The sequence below is a fragment of the Rhodococcus sp. S3 genome (genome assembly GCF_058211795.1).
Genome location: NZ_CM177074.1, coordinates 3,850,620 through 3,875,168, shown reverse-complemented (window position 1 = coordinate 3,875,168; position 24,549 = coordinate 3,850,620). Strand labels below are relative to the sequence as shown.

The 24,549-nt window shown below is 66.5% G+C and carries 19 protein-coding genes and 1 tRNA gene; all 20 read left to right on the top strand.

The genetic code is table 11. The annotated features are described in order from the left end of the window. Nucleotides 1-162: 162 nt before the first annotated feature. The 20 genes from AC0LPE_RS17855 (at nt 163) to AC0LPE_RS17760 (ending at nt 24,450) form a co-directional block, all read left to right on the top strand. Nucleotides 163-235 (top strand) — tRNA-Trp (locus AC0LPE_RS17855). A 32-nt stretch (nt 236-267) separates the two neighbouring features. Beyond that, the gene (gene secE / locus AC0LPE_RS17850) at nt 268-693 is read left to right on the top strand and encodes a preprotein translocase subunit SecE (protein ID WP_026061589.1); all 426 of its coding nucleotides are present in this window, start codon (nt 268-270) and stop codon (nt 691-693) included. A 50-nt stretch (nt 694-743) separates the two neighbouring features. Further along, entirely contained in the window at nt 744-1,580 is an 837-nt protein-coding gene (gene nusG, locus AC0LPE_RS17845; RefSeq protein WP_016694306.1) for a transcription termination/antitermination protein NusG, read from the top strand. Nucleotides 1,581-1,675: 95 nt separating this feature from the next. Continuing rightward, nucleotides 1,676-2,110, top strand: a complete 435-nt coding sequence (gene rplK, locus AC0LPE_RS17840; protein WP_006552290.1) for a 50S ribosomal protein L11 — start codon at nt 1,676-1,678, stop codon at nt 2,108-2,110. Nucleotides 2,111-2,224: 114 nt separating this feature from the next. Beyond that, nucleotides 2,225-2,938: a 50S ribosomal protein L1 gene (gene rplA / locus AC0LPE_RS17835; RefSeq protein WP_016694305.1), complete on the top strand. Its 714-nt coding sequence runs from the start codon at nt 2,225-2,227 to the stop codon at nt 2,936-2,938. A 397-nt stretch (nt 2,939-3,335) separates the two neighbouring features. After that, complete coding sequence (gene rplJ / locus AC0LPE_RS17830) at nt 3,336-3,863, top strand: 50S ribosomal protein L10 (protein WP_006552288.1); 528 nt, start codon at nt 3,336-3,338, stop codon at nt 3,861-3,863. A 123-nt stretch (nt 3,864-3,986) separates the two neighbouring features. Beyond that, the gene (gene rplL, locus AC0LPE_RS17825; protein ID WP_003937621.1) at nt 3,987-4,373 is read left to right on the top strand and encodes a 50S ribosomal protein L7/L12; all 387 of its coding nucleotides are present in this window, start codon (nt 3,987-3,989) and stop codon (nt 4,371-4,373) included. 314 nt (nt 4,374-4,687) lie between these two features. Further along, the gene (locus AC0LPE_RS17820; protein ID WP_088897126.1) at nt 4,688-5,761 is read left to right on the top strand and encodes an ABC transporter ATP-binding protein; all 1,074 of its coding nucleotides are present in this window, start codon (nt 4,688-4,690) and stop codon (nt 5,759-5,761) included. 67 nt (nt 5,762-5,828) lie between these two features. Then, complete coding sequence (locus tag AC0LPE_RS17815; RefSeq protein ID WP_006552286.1) at nt 5,829-6,620, top strand: MlaE family ABC transporter permease; 792 nt, start codon at nt 5,829-5,831, stop codon at nt 6,618-6,620. Nucleotides 6,621-6,624: 4 nt separating this feature from the next. Beyond that, on the top strand, nt 6,625-7,485 hold the full coding sequence (locus tag AC0LPE_RS17810) for an MlaE family ABC transporter permease (RefSeq protein WP_024101684.1): 861 nt from the start codon (nt 6,625-6,627) through the stop codon (nt 7,483-7,485). Further along, the gene (locus AC0LPE_RS17805; protein WP_016694782.1) at nt 7,482-8,855 is read left to right on the top strand and encodes an MCE family protein; all 1,374 of its coding nucleotides are present in this window, start codon (nt 7,482-7,484) and stop codon (nt 8,853-8,855) included. Before AC0LPE_RS17810 ends, AC0LPE_RS17805 begins: the two co-directional genes overlap by 4 nt. Further along, complete coding sequence (locus AC0LPE_RS17800) at nt 8,852-9,931, top strand: MCE family protein (protein ID WP_016694781.1); 1,080 nt, start codon at nt 8,852-8,854, stop codon at nt 9,929-9,931. Before AC0LPE_RS17805 ends, AC0LPE_RS17800 begins: the two co-directional genes overlap by 4 nt. Next, entirely contained in the window at nt 9,928-10,926 is a 999-nt protein-coding gene (locus tag AC0LPE_RS17795; protein WP_016694780.1) for an MCE family protein, read from the top strand. Before AC0LPE_RS17800 ends, AC0LPE_RS17795 begins: the two co-directional genes overlap by 4 nt. Beyond that, complete coding sequence (locus tag AC0LPE_RS17790; RefSeq protein WP_016694779.1) at nt 10,926-12,176, top strand: MCE family protein; 1,251 nt, start codon at nt 10,926-10,928, stop codon at nt 12,174-12,176. The genes AC0LPE_RS17795 and AC0LPE_RS17790 overlap by 1 nt, the downstream gene beginning before the upstream one ends. Before the next feature lie 14 nt (nt 12,177-12,190). Beyond that, the gene (locus AC0LPE_RS17785) at nt 12,191-13,504 is read left to right on the top strand and encodes an MCE family protein (protein WP_019291235.1); all 1,314 of its coding nucleotides are present in this window, start codon (nt 12,191-12,193) and stop codon (nt 13,502-13,504) included. Continuing rightward, the gene (locus AC0LPE_RS17780) at nt 13,501-14,748 is read left to right on the top strand and encodes an MCE family protein (RefSeq protein ID WP_059383308.1); all 1,248 of its coding nucleotides are present in this window, start codon (nt 13,501-13,503) and stop codon (nt 14,746-14,748) included. Before AC0LPE_RS17785 ends, AC0LPE_RS17780 begins: the two co-directional genes overlap by 4 nt. A 140-nt stretch (nt 14,749-14,888) precedes the next feature. Beyond that, entirely contained in the window at nt 14,889-15,557 is a 669-nt protein-coding gene (locus AC0LPE_RS17775) for a hypothetical protein (RefSeq protein WP_490606368.1), read from the top strand. A gap of 115 nt (nt 15,558-15,672) precedes the next feature. Continuing rightward, the gene (locus AC0LPE_RS17770) at nt 15,673-16,467 is read left to right on the top strand and encodes a hypothetical protein (protein WP_202399757.1); all 795 of its coding nucleotides are present in this window, start codon (nt 15,673-15,675) and stop codon (nt 16,465-16,467) included. A gap of 389 nt (nt 16,468-16,856) precedes the next feature. After that, on the top strand, nt 16,857-20,363 hold the full coding sequence (gene rpoB / locus AC0LPE_RS17765) for a DNA-directed RNA polymerase subunit beta (protein ID WP_490604913.1): 3,507 nt from the start codon (nt 16,857-16,859) through the stop codon (nt 20,361-20,363). A gap of 115 nt (nt 20,364-20,478) precedes the next feature. Then, nucleotides 20,479-24,450 (top strand): DNA-directed RNA polymerase subunit beta', encoded by a 3,972-nt coding sequence (locus AC0LPE_RS17760; protein WP_006552275.1) that lies wholly within the window; start codon nt 20,479-20,481, stop codon nt 24,448-24,450. Nucleotides 24,451-24,549: the final 99 nt, after the last annotated feature.

The following is a 24,549-nucleotide window of genomic DNA, read 5'->3' as shown; positions in this document are numbered from 1 at the left end:
TTTGTCCCGGGGCAATGCAGTACACTTAGGCTTCTGGGATCGCATAGCAGCGCGCTGCTCTACGAAGGCCGTAACGGCCCGACGGGGTAGCGCGCGTGTCATGTGGTCGCAGATGGGTCGGTTCCGGACACTCGCTTCGTACGAGTGTGGATGTCCGACCAGAGGGGCGTAGCTCAATTGGCAGAGCAGCGGTCTCCAAAACCGCAGGTTGCAGGTTCAAGTCCTGTCGCCCCTGCCCCCGGACTGCCAGCGACCGAGAGGAACGATGTGAGCGAGGAGCGCGGTCAGCGCCACAGCGGCACCGCAGGGAACATCCCCGGCGACGCTGGAACGGCTACCGGCGCGACCCCCGACGGTTCCTCCGCGGCTGCTCGGCCGACCGGCAAGCGGGCCACCCGTCGTGGTGCAGCCGGTTCCTCGGCTTCCACGACGAGCGCGGTGTCCATGAAGAAGACGTCGCGTTCGGCCACGGCCGTGAGCGATCGTCCCGCCGCGAAGTCCGAGAACATCTTCAAGCGACTCGTGCGCTTCTTCCGTGAGGTCGTCGCCGAGCTCCGCAAGGTGATCTGGCCCAACCGCAAGCAGTTGACCACCTACACACTCGTGGTCCTTGCGTTCGTGACCGTCATGACGGCGTTCATCTTCGGATTGGATCTGGCGTTCGTACAGGGCGTCAGCTGGTTGTTCGGTTAGCGCCTGTCCGCGCGAGACGAAAAATGTGATCGACGAGAGGAAAGTGCCCGGTGAGCACCCCCGAGAACGACTCGTACGAGGCTTCGGCCGAGGAGCACGTTTCGGACGAGGCCTTGGTTGACGACGTGACGGCCGAGTCGGCGGATGCGGACACCGAGGTCTCCGAGTCCGACGCTGCTGTCGAGTCCGGCACCGATGTCGAGTCCGATGCCGATGTCTCCGACGCAGCGGAGGACGCCGCTGACGCGCCCGCCGAAGAGGACGAGGTCGATCCGGCCGAGGCCCTCGAGAAGCAGCTGCGGCGTGAGCCCGGCGACTGGTACGTCGTGCACTCCTACGCCGGTTACGAGAACAAGGTCAAGACCAACCTCGAGACCCGTGTCCAGAACCTCGACCTCGCCGATTACATCTTCCAGGTCGAGGTGCCGACCGAAGAGGTCACCGAGATCAAGAACGGTCAGCGCAAGCAGGTCAACCGCAAGGTCCTGCCCGGCTACATCCTCGTCCGGATGGAACTCAACGACGAGTCGTGGGGTGCCGTCCGGAACACGCCCGGCGTGACCGGCTTCGTCGGAGCCACGTCGCGTCCGTCGCCGCTGACGATCAAGGAGGTCGTGAAGTTCCTCCTCCCGCAGCAGGCGAAGAAGAAGCCGGCGGCCGGTGCCCCGGCCGCAGGCGAGCAGGCTCCCGCCGCCGCTGCGAAGCCCGCCATCGAGGTGGACTTCGAGGTCGGCGAGTCCGTCACCGTGATGGACGGCCCGTTCGCGACGCTGCCCGCCTCCATCAGCGAGGTCAACGCCGAGCAGCAGAAGCTCAAGGTCCTGGTGTCGATCTTCGGCCGTGAGACTCCCGTGGAGTTGTCGTTCAACCAGGTGTCGAAGATCTGACGGTCCCCGGGACCCGACGGCGCCGGCATCCGGCGCGCACAAGCTTGCAGTAGCAGTACGCAAGAACCACACCGAGCAAGAAACTAGGAATAGAGATGCCCCCCAAGAAGAAGAAGATCGCCGGGCTCATCAAGCTCCAGATCCAGGCCGGCCAGGCCAACCCGGCTCCGCCGGTCGGCCCCGCGTTGGGTCAGCACGGCGTCAACATCATGGAGTTCTGCAAGGCGTACAACGCGGCGACCGAGTCGCAGCGTGGCAACGTCGTGCCGGTCGAGATCACGGTCTACGAGGACCGCTCGTTCGACTTCAAGCTGAAGACCCCGCCGGCCGCGAAGCTCCTGCTCAAGGCTGCAGGCGTGCAGAAGGGCTCCGGCGAGCCGCACAAGACCAAGGTCGCCAAGGTGACCATGGATCAGGTGCGCGAGATCGCCAAGACCAAGCAGGAAGACCTGAACGCCAACGACATCGAGGCTGCCGCGAAGATCATCGCCGGCACCGCTCGGTCGATGGGCATCACGGTCGAGGGCTGAGCCCTCACTGTTCCGGGGACCCGTCCCCGCCTGCAGTAGCACTCGTGGGAGGGCCGGCCAGGCCCGCTACCACGCCCGAACCATTCACCTGCCGGTGAGAAGTTAGGAAAGAACATGGCAAAGCGCAGCAAGGCATACCTCGCCGCGGCCGAGAAGATCGACTCGGACAACCTGTACAGCCCCCTCGCAGCTGCGAAGCTCGCGAAGGAGACCACCTCGAAGAACTACGACGCCACCGTCGAGGTCGCCATGCGACTCGGTGTGGATCCCCGTAAGGCGGACCAGATGGTGCGCGGCACGGTCAACCTGCCGCACGGCACGGGTAAGACCGCTCGCGTCATCGTCTTCGCGGTGGGCGAGAAGGCTGCCGAGGCCGAGGCCGCAGGCGCCGACGTCGTGGGCGCCGAGGATCTGATCGAGCGCATCCAGGGCGGCTGGCTGGACTTCGACGCCGCGATCGCGACCCCCGACCAGATGGCGAAGGTCGGTCGTATCGCCCGCGTCCTCGGTCCCCGTGGTCTGATGCCGAACCCGAAGACGGGTACGGTCACCCCGGACGTCGCGAAGGCCGTCACCGACATCAAGGGTGGCAAGATCAGCTTCCGCGTCGACAAGAACGCCAACCTGCACTTCGTGATCGGCAAGGCCTCGTTCGACGAGACCAAGCTGGTCGAGAACTACGCTGCTGCTCTGGACGAGGTGCTCCGCGCCAAGCCGTCCAGCGCGAAGGGCCGCTACATCAAGAAGGTCACGATCGCTACGACCACCGGCCCGGGCATCCCGGTGGATCCGCAGCGCACCCGCAACCTCCTCGAGATCGCGGAGTAGTTCGCACTGCACGCAGTGGATGTGCATTCGAAGCGGCCGGCACAGCATCGCTGTGCCGGCCGTTTTGCATTTCGCGGATATCGTCCGCTACAGTGGTCGGGTAGTTCGGCGTGCGCCGATCTTCACCCCGATCATGTTCTACCCAAGACCGTTGGTCACCGAATCCGCGTGCGGATCGGTTGAAGGTCCGGAGTTGTCCGGCGGCCCACGCAGGAGGACGAGGTTAGGGGAGATGTGAGCCGTGATGTGCCTTCCGGGTGCATTCGAGTTCCTCCTCCTTTCACGCCCCGTGTGCCCTGCGCCGGGGCGTTCGTCGTTTTCCGGTCCCGGCGGTCGTCCGGTGGGGCGTCCCACTCGGGACACCGGGAAAACGACTGTTACTGAGAGGAGGCGAAGTATGGCAAAGCCCGAGAAGGTTTCCGCAGTTGCGGAGATCACCGAGCAGTTCAAGACCTCCACCGCTGCCGTGATCACGGAATACCGTGGTCTGTCGGTGGGAAGTCTGACCGAGCTGCGTCGCGCTCTCGGAGAGGGTGCCACCTACTCCGTCGCCAAGAACACCCTGGTCAAGCGTGCCGCCGCTGAGGCGGGCGTCGAGGGTCTCGACGACCTGTTCGTCGGTCCGACCGCCATCGCGTTCGTCAAGGGCGAAGCGGTGGACGCTGCGAAGGCTCTGAAGAACTTCGCGAAGGACAACAAGGCTCTCGTCATCAAGGGCGGCTACATGGACGGCGCTGCGCTGTCCGTGGAGCAGGTCAACCAGATCGCGGACCTCGAGTCCCGCGAGGTGCTGTTGGCCAAGCTCGCCGGCGCGATGAAGGGCAACTTGGCAAAGGCCGCAGGCCTGTTCAACGCCCCCGCTTCTCAGGTGGCCCGCCTCGCGGCCGCTCTGCAGGAGAAGAAGGCGGGCGAAGAAGCCGCCTGACGCTGATCCGCATCACTGCGAATCCGCATCACCGCGAAAGATACATCCACGCGTGCTCCGGCACGCACCATCCCATCCGGTCGCGGATCAGCGACATGGGACTTATCAGGAAGGACCGCCACCATGGCGAAGCTCACCACCGAAGAGCTGCTCGACGCGTTCAAGGAACTGACCCTGCTCGAGCTCTCGGAGTTCGTTAAGGCATTCGAGGAGACCTTCGAGGTCACCGCTGCTGCTCCGGTTGCCGTCGCTGCCGCCGGTGCTCCGGCCGCTGCTGCCGAGGCCGAGTCCGAGCAGGACGAGTTCGACGTCATCCTCGAGGGTGCCGGCGACAAGAAGATCCAGGTCATCAAGGTCGTTCGCGAGATCGTCTCCGGCCTGGGCCTGAAGGAAGCCAAGGACCTCGTCGAGGGTGCTCCGAAGCCGATCCTCGAGAAGGTCGCCAAGGACGCTGCCGACGCTGCCAAGGCCAAGCTCGAAGAGGCCGGCGCCAAGGTCACCGTCAAGTAAGACGGTTTCCGAACTTCCCCGTCGAGCGTTCGTCGCTCTCCGGGACGGTTCCGCACAGGGCCGTTTCCGCGAATTCACTTTCGCGGGAACGGCCCTTTCGCATTCTCGGACAAGAATGCCGAGCGATATGTCCGATATCGGCAGAATTCGATATTTACATCGTGTTCATGCAGGTCACGGCATAAGTCCAGATATGTATGCCCCCTTGTACGAGGTCCTTACTCATGAGTAGGATCGCTTGTCACAGGTACCACTATCCATGCGATAGAGTGACCCAACCCACACGGGGGCGACGGTATCGGACAGCGGAGGTAATCGTGGGAGTCGAGGTTTCCGTCGAGGGGCTGACCAAGTCCTTCGGCTCGCAACGTATCTGGCAGGACGTGACGTTGACGTTGCCGGCCGGTGAGGTCAGTGCGCTGCTCGGTCCGTCGGGTACCGGTAAGTCGGTGTTCCTCAAGTCGTTGATCGGTCTGTTGCGCCCGGAGGAGGGCTCGATCGTCATCGACGGCACCGATATCCTGCAGTGCTCGAGCAAGGAGCTCTACGAGATCCGCAAGCTGTTCGGGGTGTTGTTCCAGGACGGGGCGTTGTTCGGGTCGATGAACCTCTACGACAATGTCGCCTTCCCGTTGCGTGAGCACACCAAGAAGACCGAATCGGAGATCCGGCAGATCGTGATGAGCAAGCTCGAGCTCGTCGGTCTGCTCGGCGCCGAGGACAAGCTGCCCGGTGAGATCTCCGGGGGGATGCGCAAGCGCGCCGGCCTGGCCCGTGCGTTGGTGCTCGATCCGGAGATCATCCTGGTCGACGAGCCGGATTCGGGTCTCGATCCGGTGCGCACCACCTACATTTCGCAGACGTTGATCGATATCAACGCGGAGATCGATGCGACGATCCTGATCGTGTCGCACAACATCAATCTGGCGCGTACGGTGCCGGACAACATCGGCATGTTGTTCCGTCGGCAGTTGGTGATGTTCGGTCCGCGTGAGGTGTTGTTGACCTCGGACGAGCCGGTGGTCAAGCAGTTCCTCAACGGCACGATGATCGGTCCGATCGGGATGTCGGAGGAGAAGGACGAGGCGACGATGGCGCACGAGCAGGCGCTCGTCGATGCCGGTCATCATGCCGGTGGTGTGGACGATATCGAGGGGATCGTGCCGCAGATGCAGGCCACGCCGGGGATGCCGGAGCGGCAGGCGGTGGCGCGTCGGCAGGAGCGGGTGCGCTCGATCCTGCACACTCTGCCCCCGGCCGCCCAGAGCGCCATCCTCGAATCGCTCGATCACACCGGCGCGCCCCGGACCTCCCGGGGATACGCCGACGACGACACCCAGATCATTCCCGCCTACACCGGAGAGGGATACGAGCAGGCCCCGAAGTAGCAACAGCCGCAGCAGTCGTACAACGTCAGTAGTAGTACAGCCGCAGGCTGGAGAAGCAGGAGAGTAGATGGGGGCGGGCAGCTCGCTCGTGCGGCCGGTTCACGGCGCACTCACCCAGGCCGGCAACATCGTCGAACTGTTCGTCGACGTCGTGCGGAACACCTTCCGCCGACCGTTCCAGTTCCGGGAATTCATCGAACAGGCGTGGTTCATCGCCAGTGTCACGATTCTTCCGACGGCGCTCGTCGCGATCCCGTTCGGCGCCGTCGTGTCGCTGCAGACCGGCTCGCTGATCAAGCAGCTCGGCGCCGAATCGTTCACCGGCGCCGCGAGCGTCCTGGCGGTCATCCAGCAGGGCAGTCCGATCGTGACAGCTCTGCTGATCGCCGGTGCCGCAGGCTCCGCGGTCACCGCCGACCTCGGATCGCGGACGATCCGCGAGGAGATCGACGCGATGGAGGTGCTGGGTATCAATCCCATCCAGCGGCTCGTCGTCCCGCGAGTACTGGCGATGGTGCTCGTGGCGCTCCTGCTCAACGGCCTAGTCTCCGTGATCGGCATCGCCGGCGGCTACTTCTTCAACGTGGTGCTGCAGGGCGGTACCCCCGGCGCCTATCTCGCCTCCTTCTCCGCCCTCGCGCAGCTACCCGACCTCTACGTCGCCGAACTCAAGGCTGCGATCTTCGGGTTGATCGCCGGCGTCGTCGCGTCCTACAAGGGACTGCACCCGGGTGCGGGCCCGAAGGGCGTGGGGGAGGCCGTGAACCAGACCGTCGTCATCACGTTCCTGCTGCTCTTCTTCGCGAACCTGATCCTGACGATGGTGTACCTGCAGATCGTTCCTGCGAAGGGATCCTGACCAGATGACAGTCTCCAGAGGCCGCGGAGATCTCGTTCTTCTCCGGGGTCGCCGAGCGGTGCGCGCACCGCTGAACGTGCTCGACCGCGCGGGGGACCAGATGTCCTTCTACGCGCGCGCCGTCGCGTGGACCCCGCGAACCCTCACCCACTACCGCAAGGAAGTCCTGCGGTTGCTCGCCGAGGTCACCTTCGGCAGCGGTGCACTCGCCGTGATCGGTGGCACCATCGGCGTCATCGCGATGATGTCCGGCTTCACCGGCGTCGTCGTGGGTCTGCAGGGTTACGCCGCGCTCGAGCAGCTCGGCTCGTCGGTGCTCACCGGCTTCCTCTCCGCCTACGTCAACACCCGTGAGTTGGCCCCGATCGTCGCGGCGCTCGCGTTGTCGGCGACCGTGGGCTGCGGCTTCACGGCACAGCTCGGCGCCATGAGGATCAGCGAGGAGATCGACGCCCTCGAGGTGATGGCCGTGCCGTCGCTGCCGTTCCTGGTGACCTCCCGGATGATCGCCGGCTTCGTCGCCGTGATCCCGCTGTACATCATCGGTCTCCTCGCGGCCTATCTCGCGACCCGCACGATCAGCACGCTGTTCAACGGCCAGTCGAGCGGCTCGTACGACCACTACTTCTATCTGTTCCTCCCACCGGAGGACGTGTTGTATTCGTTCGCGAAAGTGCTGGTCTTCGCGTTCGTGGTCATCCTCATCCACTGCTACTACGGTTTCCACGCCAGCGGCGGTCCCGCCGGCGTCGGTGTGGCCGTGGGCCGCGCGGTGCGTACCGCGATCGTGACGATCGCGATCCTCGACTTCTTCCTCAGCCTCGCGATCTGGGGCACGACGACCACGGTGAGGGTGGCCGGATGAGCGACACGACCACTTCGCCCGTGCGTCGGCGCACCCTGGGACTGATCTTCTTCGTGGTGCTGGCGCTGTTCCTGTACGTCACGATCGCGATGTACAACAAGACGTTCACGAAGGTCGTGAAGGTCGACCTCCGCACCGACAGCATCGGCAACGCGCTGCCGCTCAACGCCGACGTCAAGGCGCGCGGTGTGCTCGTCGGCGAGGTCCGCGGAACGAGCGCGGAAGGCGGCGACGTCACCGCGCATCTCGCTCTCGACCCCGACAAGGCCGAACTGATCCCGGTCAACGCCACGGCACAGCTGCTGCCGAAGACACTCTTCGGTGAGCGCTACGTCTCGCTGATCATCCCCGACGATCCGGGGCGTCCCGTCACGAACGGCGATGTGCTGGTGCAGGACACGAGCGAGCGCACCGTCGAACTCGGCGACGTGCTCGACGGGCTGCTCCCGCTCCTCGAGGCCGTCCCGCCGCAGGACCTCGCCAACACGCTCGGCGCACTGGCACAGGGACTGAGCGGACGCGGGGAGAAGCTGGGGCAGACGGTCGACGACCTCGAACAGATCTTCCGTGAGGTGAACGTCGAACTGCCCACGCTGCAGGAGGATCTGCGCGGTCTCGCCGACTTCTCGCAGACCTACTCCGAAGCCGCACCGGAACTCGTCGAGGCGCTGAACAACCTGCGCACGACGGGTGGCACGGTCGTCGAACAGCAGAACCAGATCCGCACGCTGCTCGCGAGCGCGACGGGAGCGTCGTCGCAGACGGCCGATTTCATCGAGCAGAACTCGAACTCGATCATCACGCTGTCCGCCGATTCGAAGGAGGCGCTGCAGCTGCTCGCCCGTTACTCGCCGTCCTTCCCGTGCACCTTCGAGGGATTCGCCGACGCGAAGCCGGCCGCCGTCGACCTGCTCGCGGCCGACGATCCGTTCCCGGGTGTGCGCGCGAACATCCAGTTCACGAACCCGAAGGGCCGCTACCTGCCGAACCAGGACGAACCGCGTCTGCTCGACGATCGCGGACCGGCCTGCTACAACGACGTGACCGCGCCCGGCCGCAACTTCCCGCAGTATCCGGGCGGTTCGGTCAACGACGGTTCGTACCAGGTGCCGTCGCGTAATCCCGGCCCCGAGACCATCGATTTCTTCCCTGCCCCGGCAGGATCCGGCGTCCCCGACGACGTCGGCGAGATCATCGGCACCTCGGGCAACGGCGCGACTCCCGTCTCGTACGCCGGCTCGCGTCTGGAACAGGACACGCTCGACGTGATCTACGGACAGGCCACCGGTGTCGACCCCGAGGAGGTCCCGTCCTGGACCACCCGGCTCGGCGCTCCGGCGATCCGCGGTACGGAGGTGAGCTTCCAGTGAGAGGTCTGGCAGCACCCCTGATCAAACTCATCGTGTTCGCTGTGGTCACCGTCATCGCGACCGGTGTCCTCGCCGCGACCATCGCCAGTGTCGGCGGTGGGGGAGGAACGAAGTTCCACGCGATCTTCTCCGACGTCACCTCGCTCAACAAGGGCGACGACATCCGCATCGCGGGTGTCCGCGTGGGACAGGTCGAGGAGATCTCGGTCTTCGACGAACGGCAGGCGCGGGTCACCTTCTCGCTCGAGGAGCGCGACTGGTTGCCTGCCGGTGCCACGGCGACCATCCGTTTCCGCAATCTCGTCGGCCAGCGGTACATCGCGCTCGGTCAGGGCGAGGGTGCGCAGGGCGAGAAGATCACGAGCGGCGACACGATCCCGATCGAGCGAACGAAGCCGGCGGTGAACCTCACGACGCTCTTCGACGGCTTCCGGCCGTTGTTCCAGACGCTGAGCGCCGACGACGTCAACAAGCTCTCGTTCCAGATCATCCAGGTCTTCCAGGGTGAGGCCGGAACGATCGACGATCTGGTGCGCAGCACCGCGTCGCTGACCAACACCATCGCCGACAAGGATCGCGTGATCGGTGCGGTGATCGACAACCTCAACACCGTCCTGGCCACGATCGACCAGCGCGACGAGCAGCTCGATTCGCTGCTCGTCAACACGCAGGCACTCGTCAGCGGATTGTCGGCCGACCGGGCGACCGTCGGTTCGGCGGTGGCGTCGATGGCGGGGCTGACCGACGCGGTCTCCGACGTCCTCGAGCCCACCCGTCCGTCGATCGCACAGTCGATCACGGCGCTCGAACAGGTCACCTCGAATCTCAACGCGAACCGCGACGAGGTCGACCGCGTCCTCGAGACGTTGCCGGTCAAGCTCGACAAGCTCGGGCGCGTGGCCAGCTACGGTTCGTGGTTCCAGTTCTACCTGTGCGGTATCGACATCGTCGCAGGTCCCGGTTCGGTCCCGTATCTGAATCTGCCGACGGGGCTGCCCACCGTGAACCAACCCATCTACACGAATGCGGCGAAGCGTTGCTCGCAGGAGGGGATGCAGGAGTTGCAGGGACGATGAGCAAACGTCGCAGTCCGGCCGCCGCCGGTGCCCTGGGCATCGTCGTGGTGCTGCTGGGGACACTGTCCGCCTTCTTCCTCGACGAACTGCCCATCATCGGGGCGGGCGCAACCTACGAGGCCGAATTCAGCGAGGCCGCAGGTCTCAAGCCCACCAACGAGGTGCGTATCGCCGGCGTGAAGGTCGGCAAGGTCACCGGAGTCGACCTCGAGGGCGACCGCGTGATCGTCTCGTTCAAGGTCCAGGACGCCTGGGTCGGGAACGACACGGCGGCCTCCATCCAGATCAAGACGATCCTCGGGCAGAAGTATCTGGCGCTCGAGCCGCGGGGTACGGAGGTGCTCGACCCGGACGACCGGATCCCGCTCGACCGGACGGTCGCGCCGTACGACGTGATCGAGGCGTTCTCGTCGGCGGCAACCACCCTCGGCGAGATCGATTCCGAACAGCTCGCGACCGGCTTCCAGACCCTGTCGGAGGCCTTCTCGGAGACACCCGACGACATCCGGGCCTCACTCGACGGCATCAGCCGCCTGTCCGAGACCGTCGCGAGTCGTGACCAGGAGCTGAAGAAACTCCTCGATGCGACCGGCAACGTCTCGAAGGTGCTCGCCGACCGCAACGCCGAGTTCAACCGGTTGCTCTCCGACGGCGCGCTGCTCGTCGCGGAACTGAACAACCGGCAGGAGGCGATCTCCCAGTTGCTCGACGGCACCAAGCGGTTGTCGGCCGAGCTCTCCGGGCTCGTCGAGGAGAACCGCGAGACCATCGGTCCCGCCCTGCAGCAGTTGCGCGGCGTCGTCGACATCCTCCAGGAGAACAACGACAACCTCGATCGGGCCATGGAGCTGTACGAGCCGTTCGTGCGCGTCTACACCAACGTCGTCGGCAACGGCCGGTGGTTCGACCAGGTCGTCGTGAACCTGACCCCGCCGGGCCTGCCGGAGATCCCCGGTTACCGCGAACCCGGTCGCCGCCTGGAAGGGGGTAACTGATGGCACACGCCGAGAACGGCGAGTCCCGCAGCAATCGCGGGCGCATCGCGCTGATCGCGGCCGTCGTGGCGGTCGCGGTGGCCCTGGCCGGAGCCGGCTGGTGGCTGTTCACCCGACTGGGCACCACCGAGATCACCGCCTACTTCGACAAGGCCGTCGGCATCTACGAGGGCTCCGACGTGCGGGTGCTCGGCGTCGAGGTGGGGAAGGTGACCTCCGTCGAACCGCAGGGCGATCTGGTGAAGGTCGGTCTGCGGGTGAACCGCGGCGTCGACATCCCGGCCGACGCTCGCGCCGTGCAGATCACCCCCTCGGTGGTCGCCGACCGTTACGTGCAGCTCACCCCCGCCTACACCGGCGGCGACACGATGAGCAGCGGTGCGGTGATCGACCGCGAGCGCACCGCCACCCCGGTGGAGGTCGACGAGCTCTACGCGAGCATCGACGAACTCTCCCGCGCGCTCGGTCCCGACGGCGCGAACCGTGAGGGCGCGCTGACCGATTTCGTGGAGGTCGGTGCGGAGAACCTCGCCGGCAACGGCGAGGCCCTCGGGCAGAGCATCGAGAACCTGTCGGCCGCCGCGCGCACGCTCGACCAGTCGCGCGACGACCTCTACGGCACGATCGAGAACCTGCAGGTGTTCGTCAGCGCCCTCGCGGCCAACGACGAGCAGGTGCGCCAGTTCAACGCCCAGCTCTCGGACCTGTCGGGATTCCTGGCGGGGGAGCGGCAGAACCTCGGCGAGGCCCTGAACACGCTGTCGGTCACGCTCGGCGACGTCGCGACGTTCGTGCGCGACAACCAGGCGGCCGTGAAGGACAACGTCGACGCACTCGTGCCGATCACGGAGACCCTGTCGAATCGTCGGCAGGAACTCGTGGATTCGCTGACGCTGCTCCCGCTCGCGGTGAGCAACCTCGTCAACTCCTACGACGCCGAAGCCGGTGTGCTCGCGTCGCGCCTCGTGCTGCCCGACCTGCAGGATCCTGCGGGAGCGGTGTGCAAGCTCATCGATCTGGGCAATCTCGTGCCCGGCGACGAGCGTTTCGAGCAGCTCGGCCGGCAGATGCAGCCGCTGATCGACCGGTGCCGCGACGTCGCCACACAGATCACCGAGGACCAGCGGTCCCCGGATCTGATCCTGCCGTTCGGTGTCCTGAGCGGCGAGAACATTCAGCGGCAGGTCACTCCGGGCACGGTGCCCGGCGTGGTCTCGCCCCGGCTCGACCTCCAGGGAGGAGATCGGTGAGCGGCGCGAAGAGGATGGGCCGCACAGGTGTCTTCGGAGCGGCCGCGTGCGTGGTCGCTGTGACGGTCACGGGGTGCGGCGGTCTGTCCGACGTCCCGTTGCCCGGCGGCGCCGACGTGGGGAGCGATCCGATCCGTCTGTCCGTCCAGTTCGACGACGTGCTCGACCTGGTTCCGCAGTCGAGCGTGAAGGTCGACGGTGTACCGGTCGGGCGCGTCGAATCGATCTCGGTCGCATCCGATTTCGGGTGGACCGCCGACGTCGGCATCGTGCTCGACTCGAGTGTCGACCTGCCGGCGAACGCGCTCGCGAGCGTCGAACAGTCGAGTCTGCTCGGTGAGAAGTTCGTGCAACTCACGCCTCCGGAGGACGAGCCCCCGACGGGCCGGCTCGCGGACGGCGACGTGATCCCGCTCGACCGCACCCGGCACGCCACCGAACTCGAACCGGTGCTCGGCGCGCTGTCGCTGCTGCTCAACGGTGGCGGTGTCGGTCAGCTCGCGCCGATCGTCAACGAATTGTCGACGGCCTTCGACGGCCGCGAGGGAACCACGCGCAGCCTGATCGAGCAGGCCGAGACCCTGATCACCGGTCTCGAACAGCAACGCGACGACATCACCCGGGCGCTCGACGGACTCGACGAGCTCACGGTGCGGGTCGCGGAGCAGAACGACAAGATCGCCGCCGTGCTCGACGAACTGCCGGTCGCGACCGAGGTGCTCGAACAGCAGCGGCCGCAGCTGACCCAGCTGCTCGGCCAGCTCGACCGGCTCGGCACCGCGGGTGTCGACGTCCTCGATCAGTCCAAGGAGGATCTGATCGCCGACCTTTTGGCGCTGCGCCCGACCCTCCAGGCACTCGCGGCATCGGGCGACGACCTCGTCGAGGCGCTCGCCTTCGTGCCCACGGTGCCGTTCCCGGACGGTGTCGAGAAGGTCGCGCTGGGCAACTCGGTGAACCTCTTCCTCGTCGTCGACCTGCAGATCGGCAACGCGCTGGCCGCGCTCGGTGTGGGCCAGGGCGACCCGGTCTACCGCGAGCCGAAGTTCGGCAATCCGAAGCCGCTCGTCGACCCGTCCAACCCGTACTACGACGGGAACGGGCCCGCCCCGGGCTGGCCCACCGTGTCGCTGCTGCCGGTGCTTCCCACTCCGCGTCTGCCCGGTGTGACGCTGCCCGAAGGGGTGTCGCTGCCCGACGGCATCGAGATCCCGGGGGTCACCGAGGCCGGCGCGGACACCGACACCGGTGCCGACGGTGACGAGGCCCCACAGCCGGGGCCGCTGCAAGGTTTGCTGAATCAGCTCGGACTCGGGGGTGGGCAGTGAGATCGCGCCTGGTGAAAGTGCAGCTCGCGCTGTTCGTGATCATCGCGCTGCTCGGCATCGTGTTCGTCGGTGCCCGGTACGTGCGGCTCGACAACCTCATGGGCTTCGGCCAGTACACCGTCGACGCGCGGTTCCCCACCGGCGGCGGCATCTTCCCGAACGCCGAGGTCACCTACCGCGGGGTGCCCGTGGGCCGTGTCGGGGCGCTCAGCCTCACGGACGACGGCATCAACGTCGAGCTGCGTCTCGACAACGGCGGACCGCAGATCCCGGCGTCGGCGCGACCGGTCGTGGCGAACCGGTCGGCGATCGGTGAGCAGTACGTCGATCTGCAGCCGCCGAACGACGAGGGCCCCTATCTCGAACAGGGCTCCGTCATCGAGGGCACCGAGGAGGATCTGCCCACGCCGGTCGAGGACCTGCTGCTGAGCACGAACGACCTCGTGTACTCGGTTCCGCTCGAGCCGCTGCGCACCGTCGTCACCGAGCTCGGCGCGGCCTTCGACGGCCGCGGCGACGACCTGCAGGTGCTCGTCGACGCGCTCGCCGGTCTCAGCGAGAAGGGCGCCGAGTACCTGCCGCAGACCGTCACGCTGATCCGCGACAGCCTCACGGTGCTCGACACGCAGTCCGACCAGTCGTCGGCGATCCAGCAGTTCAGCTCGGATCTGGACCTGGTGACCGCACAGCTCCGCGACAGCGATCCCGATCTGCGGCGCCTGATCGACACCGGCACCGACGCGAGCGACCAGCTCTCGCAGCTGATCGAGGGCTCCGGCCCGGGCCTGACCACCGACCTCGCGAACCTCGCGGCGGTGGCGGAAGTGGCCGCGCCGCAGTCGATCGCCCTGCAGCCGCTGCTGGCCTTCCTTCCCGCCGTCGCGGGCAGTGCGAGTACGGTCGCTCCGGGCGACGGTGCGGTGCGTCAGGGCATCGTGCTCGAGACCAACAATCCGCCTTCGTGCACCATCGGGTACGAGGGGACGCAGGAGATCCTCGCGCAGATGCGCGCGCAGGATCCGAACTTCGACGAGACCCAGCAGGACTTCCCGTTCAACACGAACGCCTCGTGCGAGGTGCCGCAGGGCAGTGTCACCGGCGTGCGCAGCGCGAACCGCATCGTCTTCGCCGATCCGAACACGATCCAGCCCTGGGATTTCAAGCCGAAGAAGGACCCCGACAAGCTCAACCTGAATCCGATCGCGACGCAGCTCGCGCCGTTGCTCGGAGTCACCCCGAAGTGAGCAGTTAGTAGGTTTGTGGAGTGAGTGCACCAGTTTCCTCCGACGCTCCGCCCACCCCGCCCCCATCCGCCGACGGCAACTCGCCCGCGGACGGCCGGGGACCGGGCGGGGCACGCAGGGCGGCCCTTGCCGTCGTCTCGGTGCTCGCCGTCGTCGCCCTCGCGGCGGCGGTGTGGTTCGGCTACGGCTGGGGGCGTGCGCTCCTGGTGGACCGTTCGGCCGCCGAGGCGCGCGACGCCGCACTCTCGGGAGCCATGCAGGCGGCCGTCAACCTGAACAGTGTCGACGCGAACGACGTCGACCTGTCGATCGAGAACATGCGGTCGTCGATCACCGGCGACGCCCTGCGCAACGATCTCGCGGCGACCGAGGAGGACATCCGGGCTCGGGTCGCGGAGACCGGCACCAGCATGTCGGCCGAAGTGCTGTTCGGAACGCTCACCGAACTCAACACCGACGACGATCTGGGTAAGGCGCTCGTCGTGCTCGCCGTGCGCACCCAGACCCCCGAGTACTTCGTGACCAACAAGGTCCCGGTGCTCGTGTCGCTGCGCAAGGACGGCGACGTGTGGAAGGCCGAGACCATCGAGCCGCTCGCCTCCGTCGAGATGGAGTCGGGCCCGGTCCCCGGTGCTCCGGCTCCCGATCCCGGCGCGCAGCCCGCGCCCGACGATTCCGGGGCGCCCGCGCCGGGAGATACCGGGGCGCCCGCGCCGGGAGATACCGGGGCGCCCGCGCCGGGAGATACCGGGGCGCCCGCGCCGGGAGATACCGGGGCGCCCGCGCCCGAGGGCGAGGCGGGCCCATGATGTTCGGCAAGTCGACGAAGGAGAACGTGTAGTGCCCCCGCAGCGACGGAAGACCGGCCCCAGCGGGCCCCCGCGCCGTCGGCCGAAGGTCGCCGGCACGTCCCGACCGCCCCGGATGACCCCTGCAGAGGACGAACGCCCGACCCCGGCGCAGGACGAACGCCCGTCCCGGACGGAGCGGACGATCACGCCGCCCGAACAGGGGAGTACCGGACCGGCGGAGACCCGTACAGGGGAAAACCCTGCCGAGCAGTCGCGACCTTCCGAGGTGACGCTCGACAAGCAGGAGAACGAGCACGAGAAGCCCGCGCCGACGGCCGCCGACACGGCCGGGTCCCCGGCAGCGAGCCCGGCGGAGACTGCGACCGAGCCCGGGGATCCACCGGAGCCTCCCGCCGGTGAGGCCGGCGGGTCGCGTGCCTCCGGTGGGTGGCGCCCGGTGATTCTCGTCGGTGCGGTGGCGGTGGTGCTCGCGGTGATCGCCGCGGTCGCGGCCTTCCGTCCCGGTGCCGACGTCTCGAACGTCGCGTGGGTCGACACCGCGGAGACCCGGGAGGTCACCGAGGCCGCGAAGGTCGCGATCGAGACCATGCACGGCTACGACTACCGCACCATCGACGAGGACTTCGGGCGGATCCGGGAGTTGCTGACCCCGGAGCGGCTCGAGGAGTTCGACTCGACCGCGGACGTCACCAAGAAGGCCGCGATCGACACCCGCACGGTCACCGAGGTGATGGTCGAGCACATCGGCGCGACGATGCTCGACGACACCCGCGCCGAGGTCGCCGCCTACATCAACGTCAGCGCCACCGGCGACGGGATCGCCCAGGGCAGCGCGGCCGCACCGCTGCTGGTGAGGATGGAGAAGTCGGACGGACGATGGCTGGTCTCGGAGATCCGCGACCGGTGACGACGGCTGCGGATCGCCCCCTCACCGGGGGTGTCCGCGGCCGCGACGCGCGGATCGTTCCGGACGCGCAGTCTTGACGCAGGCGACGCGAGCGGTCACTCTATCGGTACGCCTGTTCGACTGAAGGCTTCCTCGTGAGCCGCTCGAGGTCGTTTGCCAGGTTTCTTTGAGGCACCCCTGTGGACATTTCGCCTACTTAGGTGTAGGTTAGTTCTTTGCGCTGGCTGCCTCCTGTTCACCTTCTGATCGTCGAGTCGGAATCCGCCCTTTCGGGCGAGACCGTTTCGGTGTGTCGGTGGGGTTCTCGTTCGGGTTGCGACCAGCGAAAACGCCCCACATGAAGAAGCAGGTACAGCGGCGGTCGCACCGGTTGGAGCGGCCCGCGTGAGGTGCTGGAAGGACGCATCTTGGCAGTCTCTAGCCAGACCAAGGCAGTAGCCGGAATCCCCGGAGCCCCGACGAGGGTGTCGTTCGCGAAGATTCGCGAACCCCTCGAAGTTCCCGGGCTCCTCGATCTACAGACCGATTCCTTCGAATGGTTGATCGGCTCGGAGCGCTGGCGCGCGAAGGCTGCCGAGCGCGGCGACAATCACGTCGTCGGTGGCCTGGAGGAGATCCTCGACGAGCTCTCGCCGATCGAGGACTTCTCGGGTTCGATGTCCCTGTCCTTCTCCGATCCTCGTTTCGACGAGGTCAAGGCCTCCGTCGAGGAGTGCAAGGACAAGGACATGACGTACGCGGCTCCGCTGTTCGTCACTGCCGAGTTCATCAACAACAACACCGGCGAGATCAAGAGCCAAACGGTCTTCATGGGTGACTTCCCGATGATGACCGACAAGGGCACCTTCATCATCAACGGCACCGAGCGTGTCGTGGTGTCCCAGCTCGTCCGTTCGCCGGGCGTGTACTTCGACAAGACCGTCGACAAGAGCACCGAGAAGGACCTGCACAGCGTCAAGGTCATCCCGGGCCGCGGTGCCTGGCTCGAGTTCGACGTCGACAAGCGCGACACCGTCGGTGTGCGTATCGACCGCAAGCGCCGTCAGCCGGTCACCGTGCTGCTCAAGGCGCTGGGCTGGTCCACCGAGCAGATCGTCGAGCGTTTCGGATTCTCCGAGATCATGATGTCGACGCTCGAGAAGGACAACACGGCGGGCACCGACGAGGCGCTCCTCGACATCTACCGCAAGCTCCGTCCGGGCGAGCCGCCGACCAAGGAGAGCGCGCAGACCCTGCTGGAGAACCTCTTCTTCAAGGACAAGCGCTACGACCTGGCGCGCGTGGGCCGTTACAAGATCAACAAGAAGCTCGGCCTGAACACGGGTCAGCCGATCGAGGCGTCCACCCTCACCGAGGAAGACATCGTCGCCACGATCGAGTACCTCGTGCGTCTGCACGCGGGCGAGAACAAGATGACCGTCCCCGGCGGCGTCGAGGTTCCCGTCGAGGTCGACGACATCGACCACTTCGGCAACCGTCGTCTGCGCACGGTCGGTGAGCTCATCCAGAACCAGATCCGCGTGGGCCTGTCCCGCATGGAGCGCGTGGTCCGTGAGCGCATGACCACCCAGGACGTCGAGGCGATCACGCCGCAGACCCTGATCAACATCCGTCCGGTCGTGGCTGCGATCAAGGAGTTCTTCGGAACCTCCCAGCTGTCGCAGTTCATGGACCAGAACAACCCGCTGTCGGGCCTGACGCACAAGCGTCGTCTGTCGGCGCTGGGCCCCGGCGGTCTGTCGCGTGAGCGCGCCGGCCTCGAGGTCCGCGACGTCCACCCGTCGCACTACGGCCGCATGTGCCCGATCGAGACCCCGGAAGGCCCGAACATCGGCCTGATCGGCTCGCTGTCGGTGTACGCGCGGGTCAACCCGTTCGGCTTCATCGAGACGCCCTACCGCAAGGTCGTCGACGGTGTCGTCACCGACGAGGTCGAGTACCTCACGGCCGACGAGGAGGACCGCTACCTCATCGCGCAGGCCAACTCGCCGATCGGCTCCGACAACCGCTTCTCGGACGAGCGTGTCCTCGTCCGTAAGAAGGGCGCGGAGATCGAGTACGTCGCCGCCGACCAGGTCGAGTACATGGACGTCTCGCCGCGCCAGATGGTGTCGGTCGCGACCGCGATGATCCCGTTCCTCGAGCACGACGACGCCAACCGTGCCCTCATGGGCGCGAACATGCAGCGTCAGGCCGTGCCGCTGGTGCGCAGCGAGTCGCCGATCGTCGGTACCGGCATGGAGCTGCGTGCCGCCGTCGACGCCGGCGACGTCATCGTCACCGAGAAGAGCGGCGTGATCGAAGAGGTCTCCGCCGACTTCATCACCGTCATGGCCGACGACGGAACCCGCAAGACCTACCGTCTGCGCAAGTTCGACCGTTCGAACCAGGGCACCTGCTCGAACCAGCGTCCGATCGTGGACGAGGGACAGCGCGTCGAGTCCGGCCAGGTCCTCGCCGACGGCCCCTGCACCGAGAACGGTGAGATGGCGCTCGGCAAGAACCTGCTCGTGGCGATCATGCCGTGGGAGGGCCACAACTACGAGGACGCGATCATCCTGTCGCAGCGCCTCGTGGAGGAGGACGTGCTCACCTCGATCCACATCGAGGAGCACGAGATCGACGCCCGCGACACCAAGCTCGGTGCCGAGGAGATCACCCGCGACATCCCGAACGTCTCCGACGAGGTCCTCGCCGACCTCGACGAGCGTGGCATCGTCCGCATCGGTGCCGAGGTCCGCGACGGCGACATCCTCGTCGGCAAGGTCACGCCGAAGGGCGAGACCGAGCTGACCCCCGAGGAGCGCCTGCTCCGCGCGATCTTCGGTGAGAAGGCGCGCGAGGTCCGCGACACCTCCCTGAAGGTGCCCCACGGTGAGAACGGCAAGGTCATCGGTGTTCGCGTGTTCTCGCGCGAGGACGACGACGATCTGCCTCCGGGTGTCAACGAGCTCGTCCGCGTGTACGTGGCGCAGAAGCGCAAGATCCAGGACGGCGACAAGCTCGCCGGCCGCCACGGCAACAAGGGCGTCATCGGCAAGATCCTCCCGCAGGAGGACATGCCGTTCCTGCCCGACGGCACCCCGGTCGACATCATCCTGAACACCCACGGTGTTCCGCGTCGTATGAACATCGGCCAGGTCCTCGAGACGCACCTGGGCTGGATCGGCAAGGCCGGCTGGCAGATCCAGGTGGCCGACGACGGCAGCCGTCCCGAATGGGCACAGAACCTCTCCGAGGAGATGCTCGCCGCCGAGCCCGACACCAACATCGCCACGCCGGTGTTCGACGGTGCCCGCGAGGAGGAGCTGACGGGTCTGCTGTCCTCGACGCTGCCGAACCGCGACGGCGAGGTCATGGTCGGCCCCGACGGCAAGGCGACGCTGTTCGACGGTCGCTCCGGCGAGCCGTTCCCGTACCCGGTGTCGGTCGGCTACATGTACATCATCAAGCTGCACCACCTGGTCGACGACAAGATCCACGCGCGTTCGACCGGTCCGTACTCGATGATCACGCAGCAGCCGCTCGGTGGTAAGGCGCAATTCGGTGGTCAGCGCTTCGGTGAGATGGAGTGCTGGGCGATGCAGGCCTACGGCGCCGCCTACACCCTCCAGGAGCTGCTCACGATCAAGTCCGACGACGTCGTCGGTCGCGTCAAGGTCTACGAGGCGATCGTCAAGGGCGAGAACATCCCCGAGCCGGGTATCCCCGAGTCGTTCAAGGTGCTCCTCAAGGAACTCCAGTCGCTGTGCCTGAACGTGGAGGTCCTCTCCAGCGACGGCGCGGCCATCGCGATGGCCGACGGCGACGACGAGGACCTCGAGCGGGCGGCCGCCAACCTGGGCATCAACCTTTCCCGCAACGAGTCGGCCACGGTCGACGACCTCGCGAACTAGGAGCCGAGCCGACGCGGTACGCACCCCGACACCACTGGGCGCGTACCGCGTCGGGCCCCGGCAGCGATAGCGACAACTAGCAGCAATACAACCCGCACAGGGGAAAGGAAGTTACGTGCTCGACGTCAACTTCTTCGATGAACTCCGGATCGGCCTGGCCACCGCCGAGGACATCCGTAACTGGTCGTACGGCGAGGTCAAGAAGCCCGAGACCATCAACTACCGCACGCTCAAGCCCGAGAAGGACGGCTTGTTCTGCGAGAAGATCTTCGGTCCCACCCGGGACTGGGAGTGCTACTGCGGCAAGTACAAGCGTGTCCGCTTCAAGGGCATCATCTGCGAGCGCTGCGGCGTCGAGGTGACCCGCGCCAAGGTCCGCCGTGAGCGTATGGGCCACATCGAGCTCGCCGCTCCGGTGACGCACATCTGGTACTTCAAGGGTGTGCCGAGCCGCCTCGGCTACCTGCTCGACCTCGCGCCGAAGGATCTCGAGAAGATCATCTACTTCGCCGCGTACGTCATCACGTCGGTCGACGACGAGCTGCGCCACAACGAGCTCTCCACTCTCGAAGCCGAGATGGAGGTCGAGAAGAAGTCGGTCGCCGACCAGCGCGACGCCGACCTCGAGGCCCGTGCACAGAAGCTCGAAGCCGACCTCGCCGAACTCGAGGCCGAGGGCGCCAAGTCCGACGTCCGCCGCAAGGTCAAGGACGGCGGCGAGCGCGAGATGCGTCAGCTCCGCGACCGTGCGCAGCGCGAGCTCGACCGCCTCGACGAGATCTGGACGACCTTCACGAAGCTGAAGCCGAAGGACCTGATCGTCGACGAGATGATCTACCGCGAGCTCCAGGACCGCTACGGCGAGTACTTCACCGGTGCCATGGGTGCCGAGGCGATCCAGAAGCTCATCGAGAACTTCGACATCGATGCCGAGGCCGAGTCGCTGCGCGAGACCATCCGCAGCGGCAAGGGCCAGAAGAAGCTCCGTGCTCTCAAGCGCCTGAAGGTCGTGGCGGCGTTCCAGCAGTCCGGCAACTCCCCCATGGGCATGGTGCTCGACGCCGTGCCGGTGATCCCGCCGGAACTGCGTCCGATGGTGCAGCTCGACGGTGGCCGCTTCGCGACCTCCGACCTCAACGACCTGTACCGCCGCGTCATCAACCGCAACAACCGCCTCAAGCGACTGATCGACCTCGGTGCCCCCGAGATCATCGTCAACAACGAGAAGCGGATGCTGCAGGAGTCGGTCGACGCCCTGTTCGACAATGGCCGTCGTGGCCGGCCGGTCACCGGTCCCGGTAACCGGCCGCTCAAGTCGCTGTCCGATCTGCTCAAGGGCAAGCAGGGCCGCTTCCGTCAGAACCTGCTCGGTAAGCGCGTCGACTACTCGGGCCGTTCGGTCATCGTCGTCGGTCCGCAGCTCAAGCTGCACCAGTGCGGTCTGCCGAAGCTGATGGCGCTCGAGCTGTTCAAGCCGTTCGTGATGAAGCGTCTCGTCGACCTCAACCACGCGCAGAACATCAAGTCCGCCAAGCGCATGGTCGAGCGTCAGCGCCCGCAGGTGTGGGACGTCCTCGAAGAGGTCATCAACGAGCACCCGGTTCTGCTGAACCGTGCTCCCACGCTGCACCGCCTCGGTATCCAGGCGTTCGAGCCGCAGCTCGTCGAGGGCAAGGCCATTCAGCTGCACCCCCTCGTGTGTGAGGCCTTCAACGCCGACTTCGACGGCGACCAGATGGCCGTGCACCTCCCGCTGTCCGCGGAGGCGCAGGCCGAGGCCCGCATCCTGATGCTGTCGTCGAACAACATCCTGTCGCCGGCATCGGGCCGCCCGCTCGCCATGCCGCGTCTGGACATGGTGACGGGTCTGTTCCACCTGACCCGTCTGGTCGAGGACGCCCCCGGCGCCTACACGGCCGCGACCGCCGACGAGCCCGAGCAGGGCGTCTACTCGTCGCCGGCCGAGGCCCAGATGGCCGTCGACCGTGGCGTGCTGTCGGTCCAGGCTCCGATCAAGGTGCGCCTGACCCAGCTGCGTCCTCCGCGCGACGTCGAGAACGAGCTGTTCCCGGAGGGTTGGAAGTTCGGTGAGCCGTGGACCACGCAGACCACCCTCGGTCGCGTGCTGTTCAACGAGCTGCTGCCGACGAACTACGCGTTCGTCAACGACATCATGCCGAAGAAGCGCCAGGCCGCGATCATCAACGACCTGGCCGAGCGGTACCCGATGATCGTTGTCGCGCAGACCGTCGACAAGCTCAAGGACGCCGGCTTCTACTGGGCCACGCGTTCGGGTGTCACCATCTCGATGGCGGACGTGCTCGTTCCGCCGGAGAAGAAGGACATCCTCGAGCGGTACGAGACCCAGGCCGACGCCATCCAGCGGCAGTACGACCGAGGCAAGCTCTCGGAGGACGAGCGTCGCGACTCGCTCGTCAAGCTGTGGCAGGAAGCGACCGAAGAGGTCGGTCAGGTCATGGAGGCGCACTACCCGGACGACAACCCGATCCCCACGATCGTCAAGTCCGGTGCTGCGGGCAACATGACCCAGATCCGTTCGCTGGCGGGCATGAAGGGTCTGGTGACGAACCCGAAGGGCGAGTTCATCCCGCGCCCGATCAAGTCCTCCTTCCGTGAGGGCCTGACCGTCGCCGAGTACTTCATCAACACGCACGGCGCGCGTAAGGGTCTGGCCGACACCGCTCTCCGTACCGCCGACTCGGGTTACCTGACCCGTCGTCTGGTCGACGTCTCGCAGGACGTCATCGTCCGCGAGGTCGACTGCGGCACGCCGCGCGGCATCGAGATGACCATCGCCGAGCTCGCACGCGACGCGACCGGTCAGCCGACCGGTGAGCTCGTGCGCGACGCTCACATCGAGACCAGCACCTACGCTCGCACGCTGGCGACGGACGCGGTCGACGCGAACGGCAACGTCGTCGTCGAGCGTGGTTCCGACCTCGGCGACCCGGCGATCGAGGCGCTGCTCGAGGCCGGTATCCAGAAGGTCAAGGTCCGCTCGGTCCTGACCTGCGACACCGGCACCGGCGTGTGCGCGACCTGCTACGGCCGTTCGATGGCGACGGGCAAGCTCGTCGATATCGGCGAGGCCGTCGGTATCGTCGCCGCCCAGTCGATCGGTGAGCCCGGTACGCAGCTGACGATGCGTACCTTCCACCAGGGTGGCGTCGGTGAGGACATCACCGGTGGTCTGCCCCGCGTCCAGGAGCTGTTCGAGGCTCGCGTCCCCAAGGGCAAGGCCCCGATCGCCGACGTCTCCGGTCGCATCCGTCTCGAGGACGACGATCGTTTTTACAAGATCACGATCATCCCCGACGACGGTGGCGAGGAGGTCGTGTACGACAAGCTGTCCAAGCGTCAGCGTCTGCACGTCATCCGCAAGGCCGACGGCACCGAGGGCGTGCTCGCGGACGGCGATCACGTGGAGGTCGGTCAGCAGCTCCTCGAGGGCTCTGCCGATCCGCACGAGGTGCTGCGCGTGATGGGCCCGCGTCAGGTTCAGGTCCACCTGGTCCACGAGGTCCAGGAGGTCTACCGGAGCCAGGGCGTGTCGATCCACGACAAGCACATCGAGGTCATCGTGCGTCAGATGCTGCGTCGCGTGACGATCATCGACTCGGGCTCGACGGAGTTCCTGCCCGGTTCGCTCGTCGAGCGCAGCGAGTTCGAGGCTGCGAACCGTCGTGTGGTTCAGGAGGGTGGCGAGCCGGCTGCCGGCCGTCCGGTCCTCATGGGTATCACGAAGGCGTCGCTGGCCACCGACTCGTGGCTGTCGGCGGCGTCCTTCCAGGAGACCACTCGCGTGCTCACCGACGCGGCGATCAACTGCCGCTCGGACAAGCTGATCGGTCTCAAGGAGAACGTGATCATCGGTAAGCTGATCCCCGCCGGTACCGGTATCAACAAGTACCGGAACATCGAGGTCCAGCCGACCGAGGAGGCCCGTGCGGCCGCGTACGCCATCCCGGCGTACGACGACCAGTACTACTCGCCGGACGGCTTCGGCCAGAACACCGGCGCTGCAGTGCCGCTGGATGACTACGGTTACTCCAACGACTACCGGTAGTTCGCTGCCGTAGTAGACGACGAAGGTCCCGCCCTCTTCTCTTCGGGGGCGGGACCTTCGTCATTTGTTCTCGACGGTGATGCCGTCACGGCGTGCGTG